Raw genomic sequence first — 19302 nt, forward strand, 5'->3', positions numbered from 1 at the left:
AATTATGGAGACCGCATTGAAAAACGAAAATAAGGTTGCGCTGGTTACGGGTATAACTGGCCAGGACGGTGCGTATTTGGCCGAATTGCTCCTGGAGAAGGGCTATATTGTTCACGGACTCAAGCGACGCTCATCGTCGTTCAACACCAGTCGCATCGAGCATCTATACGAGGATCCCCATGTCGAAAATCCTCGCTTTATTCTGCATTACGGGGACATGACCGATTCAACGAACCTCATCCGCGTCGTTCAGGAAACGCAGCCGGACGAAATCTATAATCTCGCCGCACAGAGCCACGTTCAAGTCTCTTTCGAGACGCCGGAATATACGGCTAACGCCGATGGAACCGGCACCCTTCGGCTCCTTGAAGCAATTCGCCTCCTGGGACTGACCAAGAAGACCCGCTTCTATCAAGCGTCCACTTCAGAGCTCTACGGCAAAGTTCAGGAAGTTCCGCAGAGCGAAACGACACCTTTCTACCCTCGATCACCTTACGCTGCGGCCAAGCTCTACGCCTATTGGATTGTGGTCAATTATCGCGAGGCATATGGCATGCACGCCTCGAACGGCATTTTGTTCAATCACGAAAGCCCGATCCGCGGCGAAACATTCGTGACGCGCAAAATCACCCGGGCGGCGGCGGCGATCCATCTTGGACTGCAGGAAAGGCTCTATCTCGGCAACTTGGACGCCAAGCGCGACTGGGGACATGCACGAGAATATGTCCGTGGCATGTGGCTGATGCTGCAACAAGACGAACCGGAGGACTATGTCCTTGCGACCGGCGAAACGCACTCGGTTCGTTCCTTTGTCGACAAAGCCTTTGCCCAGGTGGGCATGCCGATTGATTGGCGTGGGAACGGGGTTGAGGAAAAGGGATACGATAAGACATCCGGCAAGTGTGTGGTGGAGATCGATCCGGCTTATTTCCGTCCGACTGAAGTTGATCTTCTGATCGGCGATCCAACGAAGGCGCACACGAAGCTTGGCTGGAAACATGAGACCAATCTTGATCAGCTGGTTGCGGAGATGGTTCGCGAGGATCTGAAAATCATGGCACGCAATGTTCCGTCGGTCGATGTAACCAAAGGTTTTGCCTATGCCTGAGGTGATTTACAGCCTTGCCGGAAAAAGGGTCTATGTCGCCGGCCACCGCGGCATGGTGGGCTCTGCGATCGTGCGGCGTCTCGCTTCCGAGGGTTGCGAGATTTTGACGGCCACCCGCGCCGAGGTCGATCTCAGACGGCAGGAGCAGGTGGAGGCCTGGATGAGTAAGCATCGTCCCGATGCTGTCTTCCTGGCTGCTGCCAGGGTCGGCGGTATTCTCGCGAACGCTACCTATCCGGCCGACTTCCTTTACGACAACTTGATTCTCCAGGCGAACGTCATCCACGCCGCCCATAGAACTCACGTCGAAAAACTGATGTTTCTGGGCTCGTCCTGCATCTATCCGAAATTCGCCGATCAGCCGATCGTTGAGGACTCACTTCTGACCGGATCGCTTGAGCCCACGAATGAATGGTATGCGATCGCCAAAATTGCCGGATTAAAGCTCTGCCAAGCCTATCGCAAACAGCATGGTAGAGATTTCATCTCGGCCATGCCTACCAATCTTTACGGTCCAGGCGACAATTTTGACCTCGGGTCAAGCCATGTCATGCCGGCGCTCATACGCAAGACACATGAGGCCAAGGTCAACCAGCAACAAGACATATGCGTCTGGGGTACCGGCACGCCGCGGCGCGAATTCCTGCATGTTGACGATTGCGCCGACGCCTGCGTCCATCTCATGAAGACCTATTCCGCCGAAAGTCATGTGAACGTAGGTTGTGGCGAAGACATTACCATTCTCGAATTGGCATACCTCGTCGCCAAGATCGTTGGTTTCGAAGGCAAGATCACCCGCGACCTCACCAAGCCAGATGGCACGCCACGTAAACTCCTGAGCGTCGACAAGCTTCGCACTCTCGGCTGGTCTCCTAAGATAGGTCTGAAGGAGGGCATCTCCGATGCCTACCGCTCCTTCCTCGATGGCCATCATCTCGAACGCAGCGACAGAGCTACGTCCGGCGACTTGATCGGTCAAAGCGACATCAGTTTCGAGAAAGCCAAGAGTTCGGCGCCGCATGCGCCCACGCTCCCGACCGTTGCGCATCATCCCTCGCCATAGGGAATTTGCACGAGGGATAACAGGGTTTTGTCTCGGGGGGACGCATATGCTGGGACGGCGCAAATAATGCAGCCTGTAGAAATCAGGATTGCAGCTCTCATTTTCCTGATAGTCGTGTGGGTGATGATTATCGGTGCGGCAATGGATTTTTTCGCGGTCGAAATGCCGATATCGCTTGTCGCGCTATTGGGCAGATAGTCCACATCGGCTGGCTCCACGGGGCCTTACCTTCGGCTGGACTTTCGGACGACAATCGCTGCAGTAAAGTCGACAGGCGAAGAGAGGAGCCGGACGGAACCCGCCTCAGTTGATTGGCGATTCCGCCTCGATGTGACCGGGCGGCAAACTTGGCTGGCCGAGCCCGAAGAACGCGCGCGCGGTCAAGCAAGCGTCGTCCCCTGGGACGCAGGCGCGGCAGACGTCAGGCCGAAGATCGTACACTTGACAGGATGTCTCTGAACCGACGCGACCGACCAATGCGGAGCAGCGCGCACCGTCGCAACGCATTCCTTGCTCGTTTGCGGCGACGAATTGCGCCGGCAGCAAATCGAGAGCAGCGTCTGTTTCGGTGGAAAATCTGGGCCAGGTCGACGAAAAGGAGCAGCAGGCTCCGCAGCTTCGGCAATCGAAATCGATCAGTGATGTCATGACCCGCTCCTACCACACAGCCTGCCAAGAGCAAAGCCGTCGGCTATGCGCTTAACCTTGAGCGAGCGCATCCAACTTCATCAGGCTCCTACTGGCGTGCTCCTGCAAGCCAGCCGCCGCACTCGTCGACTTTCCTGACGAGACCGGGAATGCGGCGTGGCCATTTCCCACGCGAGGCTGCGACACTCTCAGGTTGCCTCGAGAACCATGTTGAGGGGCGTCTGGGCTGCACGCCGGATATGAGTGAAACCGCCTGAGCGGATCACCTCGGCCAACCGCCGCTCTCCCGCTTGCGCACCGAGTGCCAGCCCTGTCTCCTGCGCAAGCGAGGTCGGAACGCAGATCATCGTCGAGGCTGAGTAGTAGAGCCGCCCAACCGGATTGATGTTCTCCTCCAGCGTATCTCCGGCCATTGGTTCGACCACCATCCAGACGCCGCCCTCTTTTAACGCCTTTCGGATATGAGCCGCAGCGGCTTTCGGGTCGCCCATGTCGTGCAAGCAGTCGAAGCAGGTGATCAAATCGAAATCTCGGCCGTCGAAATCCTGCGCCCGGCCGACCTCGAAGCGCAGGTTCGTCAACCCATGTGCCTGGGCATGCGCGGACGCAGCGGCAATCGAGCCTGGATGGAAGTCGTAGCCCACAAAGCGGGAATTGGGAAACGCCTGCGCCATCAGGATCGTCGATAGCCCGTGCCCACATCCGACGTCAGCTACCTTCGCACCCGTTTTCAACCTATCGGTGACACCGTCGAGCGCCGGCAGCCAGTCCTGCACAAGGGCATTGACGTAACCTGGGCGGAATAGGCGTGCGACGGCGCAGAACATGCAGCCAGCCTGATCGCCCCAGGCAACGCCTCGGCCGGTTTTGAAGGCGGACTGCACCTTCGGCTGGTTTTCGACCATCGCAGCAGCGGTATCGAACGCGCCGATCAGATTGACCGGGCTGTCCGGCTCGGCAAATACGAAGGCCTGTTCGGGCGTCAGCGAGAACAATCCTCGCTCATGGTGCACATAACCTGAGGCAGCCTGTGCCGCCAGCCACTCGCGCACATAGCGAGGTGCGCATCCCGAAGCATCGGCAAGTTCGTCGGCCTTCACCGGCCCAACCTCCTTCAGCGTCCTGTATAGCCCGAGAGCATCTCCGATCCGGACCAGCGGTACGCTAACCGCTCCGCCAAGGTCGCCAAGGACGCGGCCCACGAGTTCATTGAGCGTTGTTTCGTTGATTTCCGTCATGTGAATTCCTCCCGGTCCTCGGACGGCGTCCTGCCATCCGTGACGCCAAGGATGAAGCTTGCCGCCTCGGCGGGCATGAGGCGGTTGTCCCGCGTCTGCGAAGAAATCCGCTCCTTGGAGGGACACATGTCCCTTCGGCATCGGAGGAGGTGTCTATCTACCTGTAGAAGCCGGACTATCGGGAGAGCGCGACGACGATCGCTTGCGAGCGGCTATGCACGCCGAGTTTGCTGAATATCACCGACAGCTGGTTTCGCACGGTCTTTGAACTCTTGCCAAGCCGTTCTGCGATCGCGCGGTTGTCCAGCCCCTCCGCGACGAGGTCGAGAAGGGCGGCCTCGGCGGGTGTCAGACCGGCCTCACTGACCGCACGCGGCCGCACCGACCGATCCTGCCCGAGAAAGGCAGCAAGTTCCGTTTGAAACACATTCCAAGCGGGCTCGTCCGGCAAGAGCACATGGTTCTTGCTCTCAAGCGGAAGGAAGCGCGCGCCCGGAATCGCGGCGGCGAGCTTGCAACCCTGGTCAAACGGCACGCGCATGTCACCGCGGCTGTGTGCGATCAGCGTCGGGACGCGCAGCATCGCCGCAAGGTCCAGCACGTCGATCCCCTGCATCTGCCAAAGCAGTTGTGCGGCGACGTCGGCCGTTGCCGTTTGCCGCTCGAGATCGCCCCACCAGCGATGCTGTTCAGGCGTGCCGTCGGGGATAAAGAGATTGGTGAAGAACCGGCAAAACGCCGGATTATCGCGTCCCCAGCCGACGCGGACGAAATTGACAAGGGTCTCGGCTTCCAGCCGCTCCGCCTCGGTCTGCGCTCTGGCACGGGCACCCTGACCGTAGGCGTTCAAAAGCACCAGATGCGATACTCGCTCGGGATACTTGAGGGCATATGCGATAGCGAGTGCGCCGCCCTGCGAAAGACCGAGGAGGACAAAGCGCGGCTCCTCGATCGACGCCGCCACGGCAGCAAGGTCGGCGTGCCACGCTTCGACCGAGAGGTCAAAGACATGCCGGTCCGACAGGCCGCAGCCGCGCGGATCGTAGCGCACAAACCGGTTGTGGGCGGACAGCGCCTGCAGCCACGGCCGCCACACCGGGCTTTCGAGATCGTAATCGACATGGCTCAGCCAGTGCGCCGCCCGCAGGATCACCTGACCCTGCCCGCAAGACGCCATGGCGATACGGGTGCCGTCCTCGGCTGTAGCGAACCGTATGGTCTGACTGAGTTTCATCGGTCGAGAATATCGCAGCCGAAGATCGCATAACAGACCTATCTCCTACAGGTTGATTCTCCTGGAACAGTTCAGCCTGGGATGCTCGCTACGAAGCCTTTCGATCAGTTTCGCCCGCTTCGAGCCATATACCCGGCCTGCGACCTGAGCCCTCCCGCTAGCGCTTGAGCACGAAGCGAAATCGCCGCAACTTGGACGCTGTACCTCCGTTGACTGCCGCTGAGCTCACGGTCTTGTGGCAAGAGCGAGGAGGCCATCGTAAAGCGCGGTGGCAAGCGGGTCGACATCCGGTGCCTCCTGGTGGAGGCGGAAGGTCGTCGCAACAAGCTTACCGCGGCCGAGCCGCTTTTCGATGATGAAGGCAGCGGGTTTGTGAACCCAGCCGATGACGACGCCGGCGTGCACGCGACCTTGGAATTCCCAAGGACGGAGGCCGGCCATCACCTGGAGCGGTGCGATAGCTTTTCAAGATCCTGCGGCGAGCAGTCATAGTGCCGCCACAGAATTCAGCCCAATCAAGCTTGTTCAACAAGCGGATGGCGACAAGATGAGATTGCTGGCTCTCGTGGCTGCGGCCTTTTTGCTGACGGTCTCTCAGACTCAAGCCCAGATCTATGAGCCGTATAATGGATATGACGACTTTGATGGATACGGTTACGACGATCCCTACAGCCCCTATCCGCCGCCACTCGATTACGATCCAGCGCCTCCCTATCAAGAGCCCCTGCATGATCGCAGGCAACCGCCGACAGGGCGTGCAAAAGGAACCATCGAAATCGTGACGAGCGAGCATACGCTCATTTACACCACCCCTTGGGGCGAGCAATTCGCTTACCCCATCGCGGTCGGCCGTGAGGGCAAGCAATGGTATGGATCTACGCGGGTCGTATCGAAGCGAGCGCATCCTGAATGGCGACCCACGGCCGGCATGCGGCAGAAGAACCCTCGGCTGCCAGCGGTCGTGAAGCCCGGTCCCGCCAATCCGCTTGGAACCCGCGCGATCTATCTCGCCGATGGCCTGCTGCGCATCCACGGCACCAACGACCCCTCGTCCATCGGCACCAACGCGTCGAGCGGGTGCTTTCGAATGTACCGTCAAGATGTCGAAGAGCTCTACGAGATCGTCCAGCCGGGAACGAAGGTCATCGTTCGGCGCTAGCTGTCAGCCGATCGATCGTTGATGGACATCGGCGGATTGTGTCGAGATATCTAACCGTCGATACGCAGCTTGCGCGCCAGAGCCTGAAGCTCCTTGAACCCTTCATAGCGCTTGTCATGAATATCAGGGATCGCCCCTTCTGATGGCAGGAATGTCGTTTCGACCGCCGAGAGTGTCGTCATCGCTTCGCGCACATCCACAAACAGCCCGCCGGCGACCGCGCCCAGGATGGCGGCCCCCAGGAGTACCGGTTCCTCAGCCTTTGTCGCGATGACCGGCTTGCCGCTCGCATCGGCGAGCAGTTGGCGAACGAAATCGTGCTGGCCGGCGCCACCGCTGATGACGATATTTTCGATGGTAACGCCCGCATCGGCCTGCGTCTCGATGATCTGCCTGAGGCCGTAGCCGATACCGCAAAGCCCTGCGACATAAAGAGAGGCCAGGCTGCCGATATCGTCCTCCATCCCGAGACCGGCAATGATTGCGCGGGCATGCGGATCGGCAAAGGGCGCCCGGTTGCCGAGGAACTCAGGAACGACGTGCAATCCGGTCGCAAGCGTCACGGCGTCGGAAGAACGGCCCGCCTTTCGGGCGGCCATATCTGCGAGCAGAACCGGCAGCGGAACACCCGCCCTCTTCGAAAGCTCCCTCGCTTCCGCGGCAGCCGGATGGAAGGAGAGCAACTGGTCGATCGCCGCGCCGGCGGCACTCTGGCCACCCTCGTTCAGCCATAGTCCCGGCACCATGGCCGAATAATAAGGCCCCCAGACGCCGGGCACGAACGACGGTTCAGCTGTCGATGTCATCGTGCAGGAGGAAGTGCCGAAAACATAAGCCAGATTGGCTTGTGGATCGGTACCGATGCCAACGGTTCCGATTCCCCCCGCATGGGCGTCGATCAGTCCGGCAGCGACGGGCGTTTCCGGCTTCAGGCCGAGCTCGCCGGCTGCAGCTGCGGTCAGTCCTCGACCAAGGGCCGAGCCGGGCTCGACGATAGCCTGACCGATGCGGGCAAACTCTTCTTCGGCGAGCGTGCCGAGGCCGATCTGGTGAAAATAATCGCCATCCCAGCGCTTTTCATGGGCGAGATAGGTCCACTTGCAGGTGACCGTGCAGGTCGAACGCGACAGATCGCCGGTCGCCCGCCAGGTCAGGAAATCTGCAAGGTCGAAGAATTGCCACGCGGCATCAAAAACCTCAGGGCGATTTTCCTTCAGCCAGAGAAGCTTGGGCGTTTCCATCTCAGGCGAGATACGGCCGCCGACGTAACGCAGGACGTCATGGCCGAGCGCATTGATGCGCTCCGCCTGCGGGACGGCGCGGTGGTCCATCCAGACGATGATGTCGCGGTTCGGATCTTCCGAAGGCCCGACGGGAAGCGGCTTGCCGCCTTCGCCGAGGACGACGAGCGAACAGGTGGCATCGAACCCAAGCCCCATGACGGACGCCGGATCGACCCCGGCCGAGGAAACCGCTTCGCGCACCGCCGCGCAAACGGCCGCCCAGATCTCGGTGCTCGATTGCTCAACCATGGAACCCGGTTCGTGAAACAGGGTGATATTCCGCTTGGCGGACGCAAGCATCCGGCCGGTCAGGTCGAACAGGCCGGCGCGGGCGCTGCCGGTGCCGACGTCGACGCCGATGACATGTTTGGCGTCCGCTTCTGGCATGCGAGATGTGTCGCTCATGGTCTCTCCTTTGAAATCGGCAAGGATCAGGCTAACTGCAGTCTGGGCCGGTTTACAGATCCACGTTATTTGGCAGAATCACCAGATCGGACGATCACATTACGCGGCCGCGACAGCATGAAAAGGACGGCGTCGGCCACTTCGGCTGCATCAGGCTGCCATTGACCAGCGCCTCCTCCATTTTCGCCTTTGGTCAGTCGTCTAGCAAGCTGCTCCGTTCCGCTGCCTGCGCATCTCAGGAACTCTCCGGTCGCCCATTTGTTTTACATTCTGCACCGCCCAGAAGTTTGCCGCAGATGCAAACGGCGATAGTGGAGCTGATCCATGGATATGACGCGCATCCGAGATCGCATGGTGGAGCACCACGTGACGCGTCGCGGCATTCGCGATCAAAAGGTCATCGGGGCGATGCGCATGGTGGCGCGCGAAAAATTCGTTCCACCAGACTCCGAAGAATTCGCCTATGAGGATGCGCCGCTGTCGATCGGCGAGGGCCAGACAATTTCGCAGCCGTTCATCGTGGCTCTGATGCTCGAAAAGGCCAATCTGAATGCCGGTGACAAAGTGCTCGAGGTCGGAACGGGCTCCGGCTATGCTTCGGCCCTCATCAGCCGGATAGCAAGGCATGTCCACTCCATCGAGCGCCATGAAAAGCTGGCGCTTCAGGCCAGGGAACGGTTCGAGAAGCTGGGATACCGCAACATTGACGTTCGCGTCGGCGATGGCAGCAAGGGCTTGGCAAATGCCGCTCCGTTCGATGCCATTATCGTTTCCGCGGGCGCACCCGAGGTGCCAACCGCCTTGAAAGAACAGCTGCACCTCGGAGGGCGGCTCATCATCCCGGTCGGCGGCGGTGAAGGGCAGCGCCTGAAACGGTTCACGCGCACCAGCGCCGCCGCATTCGAGGAAGAAGATCTCGGCGGGGTGCGCTTCGTTCCCTTGATCGGCGAAGACGCCTGGACAGCTACCCATCCGATGTATACGGCCACGGCCCCCTCATTGCCGAAAACGGTTGCCTCCGAGCCAAGCTCTCCGCAAGACGCACAGGGAGGGGGCATGGGAAAGATAGACAAATTGCCCGCGCTGCCGCATCAGCATCATCAAGAAGCAGAAATCCGGCTGACAATTGACGACGAAGGAGACACCTCGAGGGCATGAACTCGCTGCCATTTTTGAGTTGATAGCCGCCTGGGAATGGGCATCAGAAGGACAGATCGAGCACCCTGCCCTCGAACAGGCGGTCCCGGGAACCTTCGAGATGCGCCTTCATCAGTCTTTGTGCATCGTCAGGCCGGCCATCGGCGATCGCTTTGTAGATGGCGTTATGCTCTTCATAGACCTGTTCCAACCCTTGGCGAGGGCCGAGCAAAGAGAGGCCGTGGAGATGCATGCCAACGGCGATATGGGCCTTCAGCGCATCGATCGAGGCCGTGTAATAATGATTGTTGGCAGCCTCCGTCACCGCGCGGTGGAAGAGAAAATCAGCGTCGGTGCGGTGAAGCTGGTGGCTGGTCGCCTCGCGCAGATCCGCAAGCGCGCTGGCGATCTTCTGAATCGCCGATTCATTACGGCGTTTGGCGGCGAAATAGGCGGCCGCCGGCTCGATCGTCAGGCGGAATTCGTAGCAGCGCTGAATGTCGGCGATCGTCTTGACCGGCGAATAGGCAAGCTGCGTCGTCGGCGACCCATGCGCGCTGACGAAGGTGCCGGCGCCCTGCCGGGCATAGACCATGCCCTGATCGCGCAGGCGCGCCAGCGCATCGCGGACGATCGGCCGCGACACACCCAGCATCGAGGCAAGCTCGTGCTCGCCGGGAAGACGTGAATCCGGCGGATAGTTTCCGCCGCGGATACGCTCGAGCAACTGGTCGAAGACGCGATCAACCAGCTTGACGGCCTTGCCGCGTTCGGGCTTGCCCGGCGGGCCGGCTTCCGCGTTCAAAGATTCGCCATTCACTTCAGCCACGTCATTCTCCCCGGCGGTATCTTACTATGCCGCCCGATTCCAAAGAACCAGTCTTAACAAACTATCGGGCTTGCCGAAGCCCCCCGACTTCACGGCGCACCGAAAATGCCGTCCATCGGCTGCCGTGACATCGAACCACGGCACGCCGGCCTCGATTTCGCCCTGTGGCGCCAGCACTCTGACCCCGAGCGCCTGGAAAACGGCAAGCGCCGTATCGCCGCCGCCGACCATCAGCATGTCAGGCCTGGTATCGTCGATGACCGATCTGACGCCTGCCGCAAAACGGCGGGCGACCAATGCTGCATCGGCTGTCATATCGCCGGTGCAACGCAGCAGCGCCGGCAGCGCCATGCCCTCCCCGCCTTCAATTTCTCCGCTCGGCGCATCCATCACCATGCGCAGAACGCCCGAGGCTTCGAGCCGGTCCATCTGGGTAGCGGTAATCGGGTCGCGCGAGCCAAAGGCGAACAAGGTACGCCGGGTCGCCGCAAACTCCGGCACCGATTGCCGCCCCGTCTCGCCGAGCTGGCGGGCAAGTGCTGCACCCAGACCCCGTGCGCCAACCGCAAGTGCCAGCTGCCAGTCCTGATCGGCAACGATCTGGTCGAGATCACTGTCATTCTCCGCATCGGCAATGGTGACGCTGCCTGCGCGGCTCTCGAACAGATCGGCGATCGGCAGCGGTTTGTCGACGCCGCGGCCAACGACACAGCCTCGATAGGTCACGCGCTCCTGATCGGGAACAGCGGGCGCCACGAGGATAGTCTCCAGGCCGAGCGCATCTGCCAGCGCCAGGCTTTCCACTGCTACATTGCCCTTCAGCCGGGAGTCGATCTTCTTCATCACGACTGCGGGCTTCACGCCGCGAAGCGTCTCGGTCGCCAAGCGAACCCTTTCGGCAGCTTCGCGCTCGCCAAGCGCGCGCGAGGCGGTATTGATAACGACAACGTCACAGCCGGTGGCGATCGCATCCTCTGCGGCCTCGACATCGATGGCGACCGAAACCGAAAGGCCGGCTTCGACGAAGGGCGTGCCGGTATCGAGCGCGCCCGTCAGATCATCGGCAATGATGGCGGCCTTCAGCGTCATGCAGTCTGTCCAGTGTTGACGGCATGGCAGGCGACGAGATGGCCGGGTTTTGCTTCCTGCCACGCGGGGATGACCTTGCTGCAGACATCCATGGCAATCGGGCAGCGCGTGTGAAAGCGGCAGCCGGTCGGCGGGTTCAGCGGGCTCGGCACGTCACCCTGAAGAATCTGGCGCTGGCGGGTGCGCTCATGCTCCGGATCGGTCTCCGGAACGGCAGATAGCAGTGCCCTGGTATAGGGATGCAGCGGATTGTCGAAGAGTTCCTCGCGGGTGGCAAGTTCGGCGAGCCGCCCGAGATACATGACGCCGACGCGGGTGCTGATATGGCGCACGACCGCGAGATCATGGGCGATGAACAGATAGGTCAGCCCGTATTTTTCCTGCAGATCGAGCAGCAAGTTGATGATCTGTGCCTGGATCGACACGTCCAGCGCCGAAATCGCCTCGTCGCAAACAATGAATTTCGGCTGGCAGGCGAGCGCGCGGGCAATGACGACGCGCTGGCGCTGGCCGCCGGAAAGCTCATGCGGGTAACGCTGGGCAAACCGCGTGGGCAGGCCGACATCGGTGAGCAGCGTCGCGACCCTGTCCTTCAGTTCGGCCTTGGTGCAGAGCTTGTGGAAGAGGATCGGCTCGCCGATCGCCTCGCCCACCGTCATGCGCGGATTGAGTGTCGAATACGGATCCTGGAAGACGATCTGCAGGTCGCGGCGGAAGGGCCGCATCTGTTTTTCATCGAGCGTCGCGAGATCCTGGCCCTTGTAAACGACCTTGCCGCTGGTCGCCTTGTAGAGGTTGAGGATAGTGAAACCGGTCGTCGACTTGCCGCAGCCGGATTCGCCGACCAGGCTCAGCGTCTCGCCTTCCATGATGTCGAGATTGACATTGTCGAGTGCGTAGACGGTTGCCGAGCGTTCGCCGAAGGCGCCGAGCTTGACGTGGAAATGCTTGACCAGGTTTTCGATCTTGAGCAGCGGTTGAGCACCCATCACGCGGCCTCCTGCATTCTCTGGACGACGAAACAGGCGGCGCGGTGATTGGCGCTGCCGCTCAGCGGTTCGAGTTGCGGCACCTTCTCGTGGCAGATGTTTTCGGCAAGCGGGCAGCGCGGCGCAAACGGGCAACCCTTCGGCCGACGGCCAGGCTCCGGCGGCGTGCCGCCGATCGAGCTCAGCCGGCTTGCCGGCGGGTCCGAGAGCTTCGGGATCGAAGACAGCAGGCCGCACGTATAGGGATGGCTCGGGCGGGCATAGAGCTCGTCGACCGGCGCATCTTCGACCACCGTGCCGGCATAAAGCACGGCGACGCGATCGACGAGGCCGGCGATCAGCGCCAGATCATGGGTGATCCAGACGACCGACATGCCGAGCTTGGTCCTGAGATCCTTCACCAGATCGACGATCTGGGCCTGGATGGTGACGTCGAGCGCGGTCGTCGGCTCGTCGGCAATCAAAAGCTTCGGATTGCAGGCAAGGCCGATCGCGATCATCACGCGCTGGCGCATGCCGCCGGAAAGCTCGTGCGGATAGGCCTGCAGGCGTTCCTCCGGACCGGGAATGCCGACGAGACGCAAGAGTTCGACAGCACGGGCGCGAGCTTCGGCCTTGCGCATCTTCCGGTGATAGATCAACGGCTCGCATATCTGGTCGCCGACGCGCATGACCGGATTGAGCGAGGTCATCGGATCCTGGAAGACGAAGCCGATATCGCCGCCGCGCACCTTGCGCAGCTCCCTGTTCGACATCGTCTGCAGGTCGCGGCCGTCGAATGTGGCCGATCCCCTGGTGACCTTGATCTTGTTCGGCAGCAGCCGCATCAGGCTCAGCATGGTCAGGCTCTTGCCGCAGCCGGATTCACCGACCACACCAAGGGTCTCGCCCCTGTCGACATGAAGATCGATGCCGTCGACGACGATGGCGGGGCCGTTGCGGCCATCGATTTCGACGGTGAGGCCCCTGACATCGAGCAGGCGATCGGTGCTTTTCGTGTCCATCATTTGCTGCCCCGCGGATTGAGCGCGTCATTGAGACCGTCGCCAAGGAAGCTGAAGGCAACCGAGGCAAGGCCGAGCACGGCCGCCGGAGCGGCGAGAAGGTGCGGATAATGCTGCCAGACACGCAGGCCGTCCGAGATCATGTTGCCCCAGCTCGGCGTCGGCGGATTGACCCCGACGCCAAGGAAGCTGAAAGCACTTTCCAGCACCATCGCCGTGCCGAGACCGGCGCTGACCGAGACGATCAAAGGCCCCAGCGCATTCGGAATGACATAACGCTTGATGATGATCCAGTTCGACAGGCCGAGCGCCTGCGCCGCAGTGATATAGGGCCGGCTGCGGATCGACAGCACCTGGGCGCGGACGAGACGGGCGTAAGGCGGCCAGGAGATCAGCGCCATCGACCCGAAGACGAGAATGAAATCCACCCACATGGTTTGGCGATAGAAGGGATTGAGGGTCTCGAGGTAACGCGCCTCCATCCATTTGCTGATCGGCGATTTCAGCGAAGCGTTGATGACGACGACGAGCAGCAGGTTGGGAACCGACATCGTCACGTCGGTCAGCCACATGATGGCACGATCGAACGGATTGCCGAAGAAGCCGGCGACGGCGCCGAGCACGAGACCGATCAGCACGGCGAAGACGGTGACGATGACGGCGACGAGGAAGGCGGTGCGCGTGCCGAAGACCACGCGGCTGAAGACGTCGCGGCCGAGATCGTCGGTTCCGAAGAGGTGGCTCATCGACGGCAGGACGTTGCGGGCGTTGAGATCCTGGCTCAGATAATCATAGGGCGTGAGGTACGGCCCGAAGATCGCCGTGAAGGCAAGGATCAGGACGATGACGAGGCCGAAGATGGCGAGCCTGTTGCGCTTCAGCCGATACCAGGCGTCGCGCCACAGGCTGACCGGCTCTTCGACGGTTTCGACGGTGGAAAGAGGGATGGCGGACATGGTCAGCGGCTCCTTCTTGAATCATTGGCGCGCGGATCGAGCAGCGGATAGAGCACATCGACCAGGAGGTTCGACACCATCACCAGGAACGATCCGATCAGCGTGATCGCCAGAATGACGGGATAATCGGAATTGATCAGCGCCTGCACCGTCAACCGGCCGAGACCCGGCAGGCCGAAGACGAGTTCGACGAAGATCGCGCCGTTGACGATGGTGATCATGATCAGGCCGAGCTGCGTGACGACGGGCGTCAGCACCGGTCGCAGGATATGGCGCAGTGCCACGATGATCTCCGGCACGCCCTTGGCGCGGGCGGTTCGGACGAAATCCTCCGACAGGACCTCGATGACGGCGGCACGCGTCTGACGCACGATCAGCGCGATCGGCTGGAAGGAAAGGACGAGCAGCGGCAGCAGGATACGGACATCGAAGATGCCGCCCCAGCCATAGGGCACGCTCGCACCCGGCAGCAGCACGATGAGGCCGACCATCAGCAGCGGACCGGCGACATAGGCCGGGATCGCCCAGAGGAAGAGCGCGGAGCCCAGAATGGCATAGTCGATGCGCGAATTCTGGTTGAGCGCGGCGATCATGCCGAGCGGGATCGCGACGACGGCGGTCAGGATGATGGAACAGAGGGCAAGCTGGAAGGAGACGGGTGCGGCGGCCGAGACCATCGCCCAGACGGAGCGGCCCGATGTCAGCGAATTGCCGAACTGGCCGTGCAGCAGGTTCCAGATGTAAAGGCCGAACTGGACGATGAAGGGTTTGTTGAGGCCGGCACTTTCGCGAATGGCTTCGATACGCTGCGGATTATAGGCGACGTCGCCTGGCGCGCGCAGGAAGATCAGCTTGATCGGATCGCCGGCGCCATAGAAGGCCAGCGCGTAGACCGCCAGCATCACCACCAGAACGGACGGAATCCAGATGGCAAATCGGGTTAGCACGTAGCGCAGCATGGCCACCTCCCACCTGTTGTTCGATGCGTTCCCGCTTTTGGCTGCGATCGCATCTCTTCTTCTTGAAACTCGCGCGAAGACCTTGCGGCCTTCGCGCGTTTATTGCCAGGAACTATTGTTCCGGATCAACCGATGGAAATGTTCCACGGTTCGACGACTTGCCAGTCAAGGTTCTTTTCCAGGCCCTTGACCTCCTTGGTGGCCCAGCGCGACATCGCCTGAGAATACCATGGAATGAAGGCCCAATCCTCGCGGAACGCCTTCTGGGCTTCCTGCGCGAGAGCGATGCGCTGCGGATCATCTGCAGCCTTGGTCGTGGCCTCGGCAAGGGCACTGTCGACCTTGTCGTTCTTGTATCCGCCAAGCTTGTTTTGCGCGTTCGACGAGGTCGAGGCGATGCTGCCTGCCAGATAGGAGACGGCATCCGGCACGCGGGTGCCGACGTCGTCGCGGAAGATCTGGACCGAGTTCTGATCCGGACCCGCATAGGAATCCTGCTGCGGCTTCATGTCGACGGCAGTGATGCCGAGATTCTGGCGCCACTGCTCGGCGATGAACTGGGCGGCAGCCTGAATGGCTGGCCCCGAGATGCCGACGAAGAGGATCTTCGGCAGGCGCTCCGGACCGCCGTAGGTCGATTCCGCAAGCAACTTCTTGGCAGCCTCCGGATCATAGGGATAGGGCTCGAATCCGGAATTCTCCGCACCCGGGACCGCATTGAGGATCTGGTCCGCCTTCTTATGCGGCCCGTCGGGATAGGAAGCCTTGAACAGGCCATCGCGATCGACGGCCATGATCAGTGCCTGACGAACCTTGGGATCGTCCATCGGCGCACGGGAGATGTTGAACCAGAAGTGCTGGCTGGTCGGGATCAGCGGGCCGGCGGAAAATTCCGGGCCGAGATCCTGGATGATGGTCGAGGTGATCAGCTCGGTATGGGCGTTGAACTCGCCCGACTTGATCAGCGACGTCGCGGTGACATTGTCCTCGATCGAGGTGATGTCGATACGGGCAAGCTTCGGCTTCGGCCCGAAGAAGTTCTCATTCGGCTCGAAAGACAGTTTGCCGGCGTCGATGTCAATGCTCGTGAGTTTGAACGGACCGGAGAAGACCGGCTTGCTCTCGGGCTTATACCAATCGATGATCTCCTCACCGTCGCTGCCGCGCGACTGCGATGCCTTGGTGATCGGCGCGATGTGGTTTGCCAGGCGCATGAAGAAGATCGGGTCTGCGGCAGCCAGCGTCACGACGACCGTTCCCTCGTCGGGTGTAGCGACACCGGTCAACTCGTTGCCGGAGCCGGCGGCGATTTCGGCATAACCCTTGACCCTGCTCAGCACCTGATCGGCGCGCTGGTTCTTGGTGTTCGGCATCGAGGAGACTTCCCATGATCCCTTGACATCCGCCGAGGTGATCTTGCTGCCGTCGGAAAAGACCGCCTTCGGGTCGATCTTGAAGGTCCAGACTGTGTTGTCTGCCGATTCCCAGCTGGTGAAGACGTAGGGCTTGATATTGCCTTGGCTGTCGAAATACATCGGCGATGCCCACCAGATCGAATTCCAGCGGAACGTCCTGCCGCCGCCGCGTAGCGGCGACCAGTCCTGGTCGAAGGCCGGATTTGCGACCTTCAGGACTTGGCCTTCATCGGCCATCACAATGCGGGCATTCATTCCGAATACGGTGAGGCCGACGCCGGCTGCAAGGCCGAGCTTCAGCGCGTTACGACGTGATATATTGGTTTTATCCGATTGATCAGACATGGCATTCCTCCCAGAGTGAATTCGGCAGCGCTCTCCCTGCACCTGCCAGGCGCAGCACAATCCGTTCCGTATCGTTCTCTCGTTATTGTAAATATGTCAACAAAAAATCGCAATTTCCATTCGAACAAAATTTTCTACTGAAAATATATAAGCTATAACAAATAGATAACTTTTCGCGGCGACGTCACGGCATTTTGTCTTCTTGACAAAAGCGCGGCAATATAAAAGTTCTTTGCACTCCATCGCGACAGACGGATGACAAATTGCAATGCGCAGCGCCCCGGTTCGAATACGGATCGGCAAGACAGGACGCGCCGAGGAGGGCGGAATGAGCCATCACAGGATTACAGGCGTTTTCAGCGCCTCCGCAACGCCGCTGACGGCAGACAACAGGCCGGATTTCGCCCTTTTCACCGACCATTGCCGGCAGTTGTTGGCCGAGGGGTGCCATGGCGTGGCGCTGCTCGGCACCACAGGCGAGGCCAATTCCTTTTCCGGCGCCGAGCGCCGTGCCATTCTGGAAGCAGCCCTGAAGGCCGGCATTCCCGCCGACAGGCTTTTGCCGGGCACCGGCGTCGTCGCCATTCCCGAGACCGTGGAACTCACCCGGCACGCACTGTCGCTTGGCGTCACCAAGGTGGTGATGCTGCCGCCTTTCTACTACAAAGGCGTCTCCGACGATGGCCTCTTCGCCGCCTATTCGCAGGTGCTGGAGAAGGTCGCCGACACCCGCTTGCAGGTCATCCTCTATCATATTCCGCAGGTCTCGGGCGTTCCGCTATCCATTCCGCTGATCGGGCGGCTGATTGCGGCCTTCCCGGAAACGGTCGTCGGCATCAAGGAATCCGCCGGCGATTTCAACAACATGCAGGCGATCATCGCCGCCTATCCCGGCTTCTCGGTGCTCGCAGGCGCCGATCCGCTGTTGTTGCCGCTGCTGAAGGTGGGCGGCGCCGGCTGCATCACCGCCACCTCCAATCTCGTGGCGAATTCGCTGCGCACAGTCTACGACCATGTCCATGACGAGGCGCGCGCCGCCGATGTCGAGGCGGCGCAGGCCCGCATCAACGCCTATCGCACGCTTTCCAATTCCTATGTCCAGATCCCGACCATCAAGGCGATGGTGGGACTGAAGACCGGCAATCCCGCCTGGAAGCGCGCACGTGCGCCGCTGATGCCGCTCGGCGATGCCGACTATGCCGCACTCGCCGAAAGCTACGCCAAGCTGCCTTGAGGAGATCCGTCATGAGTTTTACCGGCCTGCCTCCGGAAGCCGTTCCGGCCCTGATGACCGGGGCCATCACCCCTCACCCCGCCCTCGAGGGTCGTGCGGATGCCTATCTGCCCTCCCCCTGCATCCAGAACCATGCCGCAAACCTCGCCTTTCTGCCCGACGGCACGCTGACCTGCGTCTGGTTCGGCGGCACGATGGAGGGCATGGGTGATATTTCGATTTACATGTCGCGGCTGACACCTGGCTCCGATCGCTGGTCCGTGCCGGAAAAGATGAGCGACGACCCGGAGAAATCCGAACAGAACCCGTTGATTTTCAAGGCTCCAAACGGAAAAGTATGGCTGCTCTATACCTCGCAGACTTCCGGAAATCAGGACGGTTCTGTTGTCAAATGCAGAATTTCAGGTGATGGCGGCCAAACCTTCGGCCCGGTCCAAATCCTCTGCGACAGTCCCGGCACCTTCGTTCGCCAGCAGATCGTCGTGAACGGCAGGGGCGACTGGCTGCTTCCGGTGTTCCGCTGCGTCGGCCTGAACGGCCAACGCTGGAGCGGCGATGCCGATACGGCTGCCGTGCTGGTGTCGCGTGACGGCGGCGCGAGATGGCAGATGCGCGATATTCCAGACAGTATCGGCGCGGTGCACATGAACGTCCTGCCGCTCGGCGGCGACGAGATGATCGCCTTCTACCGCAACCGTTTCGCCGAAGAGATCCTGTCCAGCCGATCATCCGACGGCGGCGAGACATGGAGCCCGCCCGAGCCCGCAGAATTGCCGAACAACAACTCCTCGATCCAGGCCACGATCCTCAATGATCGAGCAATCGCAATGGTTTACAACCATTCGAGTGCCGCCATGTCGGATGCACGGCGCCAATCTCTCTATGACGAAATAGAGGGTGGCGAGGCTGAAGAGACCGCCGTCATTGCCGATACCAGCGCACGCAAGGCCGTCTGGGGTGTTCCGCGTGCGCCGCTGAGCCTGGCGATATCACGAGATGGCGGCAAGAGCTTTCCGCATCGCATCGATCTCGATACCGGCGACGGCTTCTGTCTCAGCAACAATTCGAAGGAGTCGCTGAACCGCGAATTCTCCTATCCCTCGATCGTCCAGGGCGACGACGGCAGGCTCCATATCGCCTACACCTACTACCGGCGCGCCATCAAATATGTGCGCCTCGCCCCGCAATCCCTGCCGTGAGCAAAGCG

General features: G+C 61.0%; 17 protein-coding genes and 2 pseudogenes. 6 read left to right on the forward strand and 13 right to left on the reverse strand.

Features of this window, described 5'->3' with window-relative positions; all coding sequences use genetic code 11:
* Window positions 1–4: 4 nt before the first annotated feature.
* Together gmd and fcl are read left to right on the forward strand one after the other, a co-directional pair.
* Window positions 5–1108 (forward strand): GDP-mannose 4,6-dehydratase, encoded by a 1104-nt coding sequence (gene gmd, locus GR198_RS26130; RefSeq protein WP_029875024.1) that lies wholly within the window; start codon window positions 5–7, stop codon window positions 1106–1108.
* On the forward strand, window positions 1101–2171 hold the full coding sequence (fcl, locus tag GR198_RS26135) for a GDP-L-fucose synthase (protein WP_029875023.1): 1071 nt from the start codon (window positions 1101–1103) through the stop codon (window positions 2169–2171). Before gmd ends, fcl begins: the two co-directional genes overlap by 8 nt.
* Before the next feature lie 303 nt (window positions 2172–2474).
* Here the strand turns inward: fcl and GR198_RS26140 are convergent, their stop codons facing one another.
* The 4 genes from GR198_RS26140 to GR198_RS26155 form a co-directional block, all read right to left on the reverse strand.
* On the reverse strand, window positions 2475–2819 hold the full coding sequence (locus GR198_RS26140) for a YkgJ family cysteine cluster protein (protein WP_029875022.1): 345 nt from the start codon (window positions 2817–2819) through the stop codon (window positions 2475–2477).
* A gap of 188 nt (window positions 2820–3007) precedes the next feature.
* Window positions 3008–4057: a class I SAM-dependent methyltransferase gene (locus GR198_RS26145; protein WP_164054285.1), complete on the reverse strand. Its 1050-nt coding sequence runs from the start codon at window positions 4055–4057 to the stop codon at window positions 3008–3010.
* 175 nt (window positions 4058–4232) lie between these two features.
* Window positions 4233–5291, reverse strand: a complete 1059-nt coding sequence (locus GR198_RS26150) for an alpha/beta fold hydrolase (RefSeq protein WP_029875020.1) — start codon at window positions 5289–5291, stop codon at window positions 4233–4235.
* Window positions 5292–5516: 225 nt separating this feature from the next.
* On the reverse strand, window positions 5517–5696 hold the full coding sequence (locus GR198_RS26155) for a hypothetical protein (RefSeq protein WP_246705915.1): 180 nt from the start codon (window positions 5694–5696) through the stop codon (window positions 5517–5519).
* Window positions 5697–5838: 142 nt separating this feature from the next.
* Here GR198_RS26155 and GR198_RS26160 point away from each other — a divergent pair, with 142 nt between their 5' ends.
* Entirely contained in the window at window positions 5839–6450 is a 612-nt protein-coding gene (locus tag GR198_RS26160) for a L,D-transpeptidase (RefSeq protein WP_164069762.1), read from the forward strand.
* Window positions 6451–6500: 50 nt separating this feature from the next.
* Here GR198_RS26160 and GR198_RS26165 read toward each other — a convergent pair whose 3' ends face one another.
* Both GR198_RS26165 and GR198_RS36385 read right to left on the reverse strand, forming a co-directional pair.
* Window positions 6501–8138 carry an FGGY-family carbohydrate kinase gene (locus GR198_RS26165; RefSeq protein ID WP_029875017.1) on the reverse strand — a complete coding sequence of 546 codons (1638 nt, stop codon included), beginning with the start codon at window positions 8136–8138 and terminating at the stop codon, window positions 6501–6503.
* 52 nt (window positions 8139–8190) lie between these two features.
* Window positions 8191–8331 (reverse strand): annotated as a pseudogene (locus GR198_RS36385) (glucose dehydrogenase); the annotation flags it as partial.
* 131 nt (window positions 8332–8462) lie between these two features.
* Here GR198_RS36385 and GR198_RS26170 point away from each other — a divergent pair.
* Window positions 8463–9227, forward strand: a pseudogene (locus GR198_RS26170) (protein-L-isoaspartate(D-aspartate) O-methyltransferase); the annotation flags it as partial.
* A 112-nt stretch (window positions 9228–9339) separates the two neighbouring features.
* Here the strand turns inward: GR198_RS26170 and GR198_RS26175 are convergent.
* From GR198_RS26175 to GR198_RS26205, 7 genes are all read right to left on the reverse strand, one after another.
* Window positions 9340–10104 carry a FadR/GntR family transcriptional regulator gene (locus GR198_RS26175; protein WP_027687225.1) on the reverse strand — a complete coding sequence of 255 codons (765 nt, stop codon included), beginning with the start codon at window positions 10102–10104 and terminating at the stop codon, window positions 9340–9342.
* 24 nt (window positions 10105–10128) lie between these two features.
* Window positions 10129–11193, reverse strand: coding sequence for a four-carbon acid sugar kinase family protein (locus GR198_RS26180; RefSeq protein WP_029875015.1), 1065 nt, complete (start codon window positions 11191–11193; stop codon window positions 10129–10131).
* Entirely contained in the window at window positions 11190–12182 is a 993-nt protein-coding gene (locus tag GR198_RS26185; RefSeq protein ID WP_025398453.1) for an ABC transporter ATP-binding protein, read from the reverse strand. Before GR198_RS26185 ends, GR198_RS26180 begins: the two co-directional genes overlap by 4 nt.
* Window positions 12182–13189, reverse strand: a complete 1008-nt coding sequence (locus GR198_RS26190) for an ABC transporter ATP-binding protein (RefSeq protein WP_029875014.1) — start codon at window positions 13187–13189, stop codon at window positions 12182–12184. Before GR198_RS26190 ends, GR198_RS26185 begins: the two co-directional genes overlap by 1 nt.
* Window positions 13186–14142 (reverse strand): ABC transporter permease, encoded by a 957-nt coding sequence (locus GR198_RS26195; protein WP_025398455.1) that lies wholly within the window; start codon window positions 14140–14142, stop codon window positions 13186–13188. The genes GR198_RS26190 and GR198_RS26195 overlap by 4 nt, the downstream gene beginning before the upstream one ends.
* Before the next feature lie 2 nt (window positions 14143–14144).
* On the reverse strand, window positions 14145–15101 hold the full coding sequence (locus GR198_RS26200) for an ABC transporter permease (RefSeq protein WP_029875013.1): 957 nt from the start codon (window positions 15099–15101) through the stop codon (window positions 14145–14147).
* A 125-nt stretch (window positions 15102–15226) separates the two neighbouring features.
* The gene (locus GR198_RS26205) at window positions 15227–16861 is read right to left on the reverse strand and encodes an ABC transporter substrate-binding protein (RefSeq protein ID WP_029875012.1); all 1635 of its coding nucleotides are present in this window, start codon (window positions 16859–16861) and stop codon (window positions 15227–15229) included.
* Between the two features lie 328 nt (window positions 16862–17189).
* Here GR198_RS26205 and GR198_RS26210 point away from each other — a divergent pair, with 328 nt between their 5' ends.
* The gene (locus GR198_RS26210; RefSeq protein ID WP_164069764.1) at window positions 17190–18095 is read left to right on the forward strand and encodes a dihydrodipicolinate synthase family protein; all 906 of its coding nucleotides are present in this window, start codon (window positions 17190–17192) and stop codon (window positions 18093–18095) included.
* Window positions 18096–18106: 11 nt separating this feature from the next.
* On the forward strand, window positions 18107–19294 hold the full coding sequence (locus tag GR198_RS26215; protein WP_164069765.1) for a sialidase family protein: 1188 nt from the start codon (window positions 18107–18109) through the stop codon (window positions 19292–19294).
* Window positions 19295–19302 lie beyond the last annotated feature (8 nt).

The sequence above is a fragment of the Rhizobium leguminosarum genome, assembly GCF_010668065.1.
In the GTDB taxonomy this organism is placed as follows: Bacteria; Pseudomonadota; Alphaproteobacteria; order Rhizobiales; family Rhizobiaceae; genus Rhizobium; species Rhizobium leguminosarum_S.

Bases quoted from the DNA above. Each gene is read 5' to 3' on its own strand.
- GR198_RS26190 (WP_029875014.1), bottom strand. From the start codon at position 13,189: ATGATGGACACGAAAAGCACCGATCGCCTGCTCGATGTCAGGGGCCTC.
- GR198_RS26140 (WP_029875022.1), bottom strand. From the start codon at position 2,819: ATGACATCACTGATCGATTTCGATTGCCGAAGCTGCGGAGCCTGCTGC.
- fcl (WP_029875023.1), top strand. From the start codon at position 1,101: ATGCCTGAGGTGATTTACAGCCTTGCCGGAAAAAGGGTCTATGTCGCC.
- GR198_RS26145 (WP_164054285.1), bottom strand. From the start codon at position 4,057: ATGACGGAAATCAACGAAACAACGCTCAATGAACTCGTGGGCCGCGTC.
- GR198_RS26180 (WP_029875015.1), bottom strand. From the start codon at position 11,193: ATGACGCTGAAGGCCGCCATCATTGCCGATGATCTGACGGGCGCGCTC.
- GR198_RS26165 (WP_029875017.1), bottom strand. From the start codon at position 8,138: ATGAGCGACACATCTCGCATGCCAGAAGCGGACGCCAAACATGTCATC.
- GR198_RS26150 (WP_029875020.1), bottom strand. From the start codon at position 5,291: ATGAAACTCAGTCAGACCATACGGTTCGCTACAGCCGAGGACGGCACC.
- gmd (WP_029875024.1), top strand. From the start codon at position 5: ATGGAGACCGCATTGAAAAACGAAAATAAGGTTGCGCTGGTTACGGGT.
- GR198_RS26215 (WP_164069765.1), top strand. From the start codon at position 18,107: ATGAGTTTTACCGGCCTGCCTCCGGAAGCCGTTCCGGCCCTGATGACC.
- GR198_RS26205 (WP_029875012.1), bottom strand. From the start codon at position 16,861: ATGTCTGATCAATCGGATAAAACCAATATATCACGTCGTAACGCGCTG.
- GR198_RS26185 (WP_025398453.1), bottom strand. From the start codon at position 12,182: ATGGGTGCTCAACCGCTGCTCAAGATCGAAAACCTGGTCAAGCATTTC.
- GR198_RS26210 (WP_164069764.1), top strand. From the start codon at position 17,190: ATGAGCCATCACAGGATTACAGGCGTTTTCAGCGCCTCCGCAACGCCG.
- GR198_RS26160 (WP_164069762.1), top strand. From the start codon at position 5,839: ATGAGATTGCTGGCTCTCGTGGCTGCGGCCTTTTTGCTGACGGTCTCT.
- GR198_RS26195 (WP_025398455.1), bottom strand. From the start codon at position 14,142: ATGTCCGCCATCCCTCTTTCCACCGTCGAAACCGTCGAAGAGCCGGTC.
- GR198_RS26200 (WP_029875013.1), bottom strand. From the start codon at position 15,101: ATGCTGCGCTACGTGCTAACCCGATTTGCCATCTGGATTCCGTCCGTT.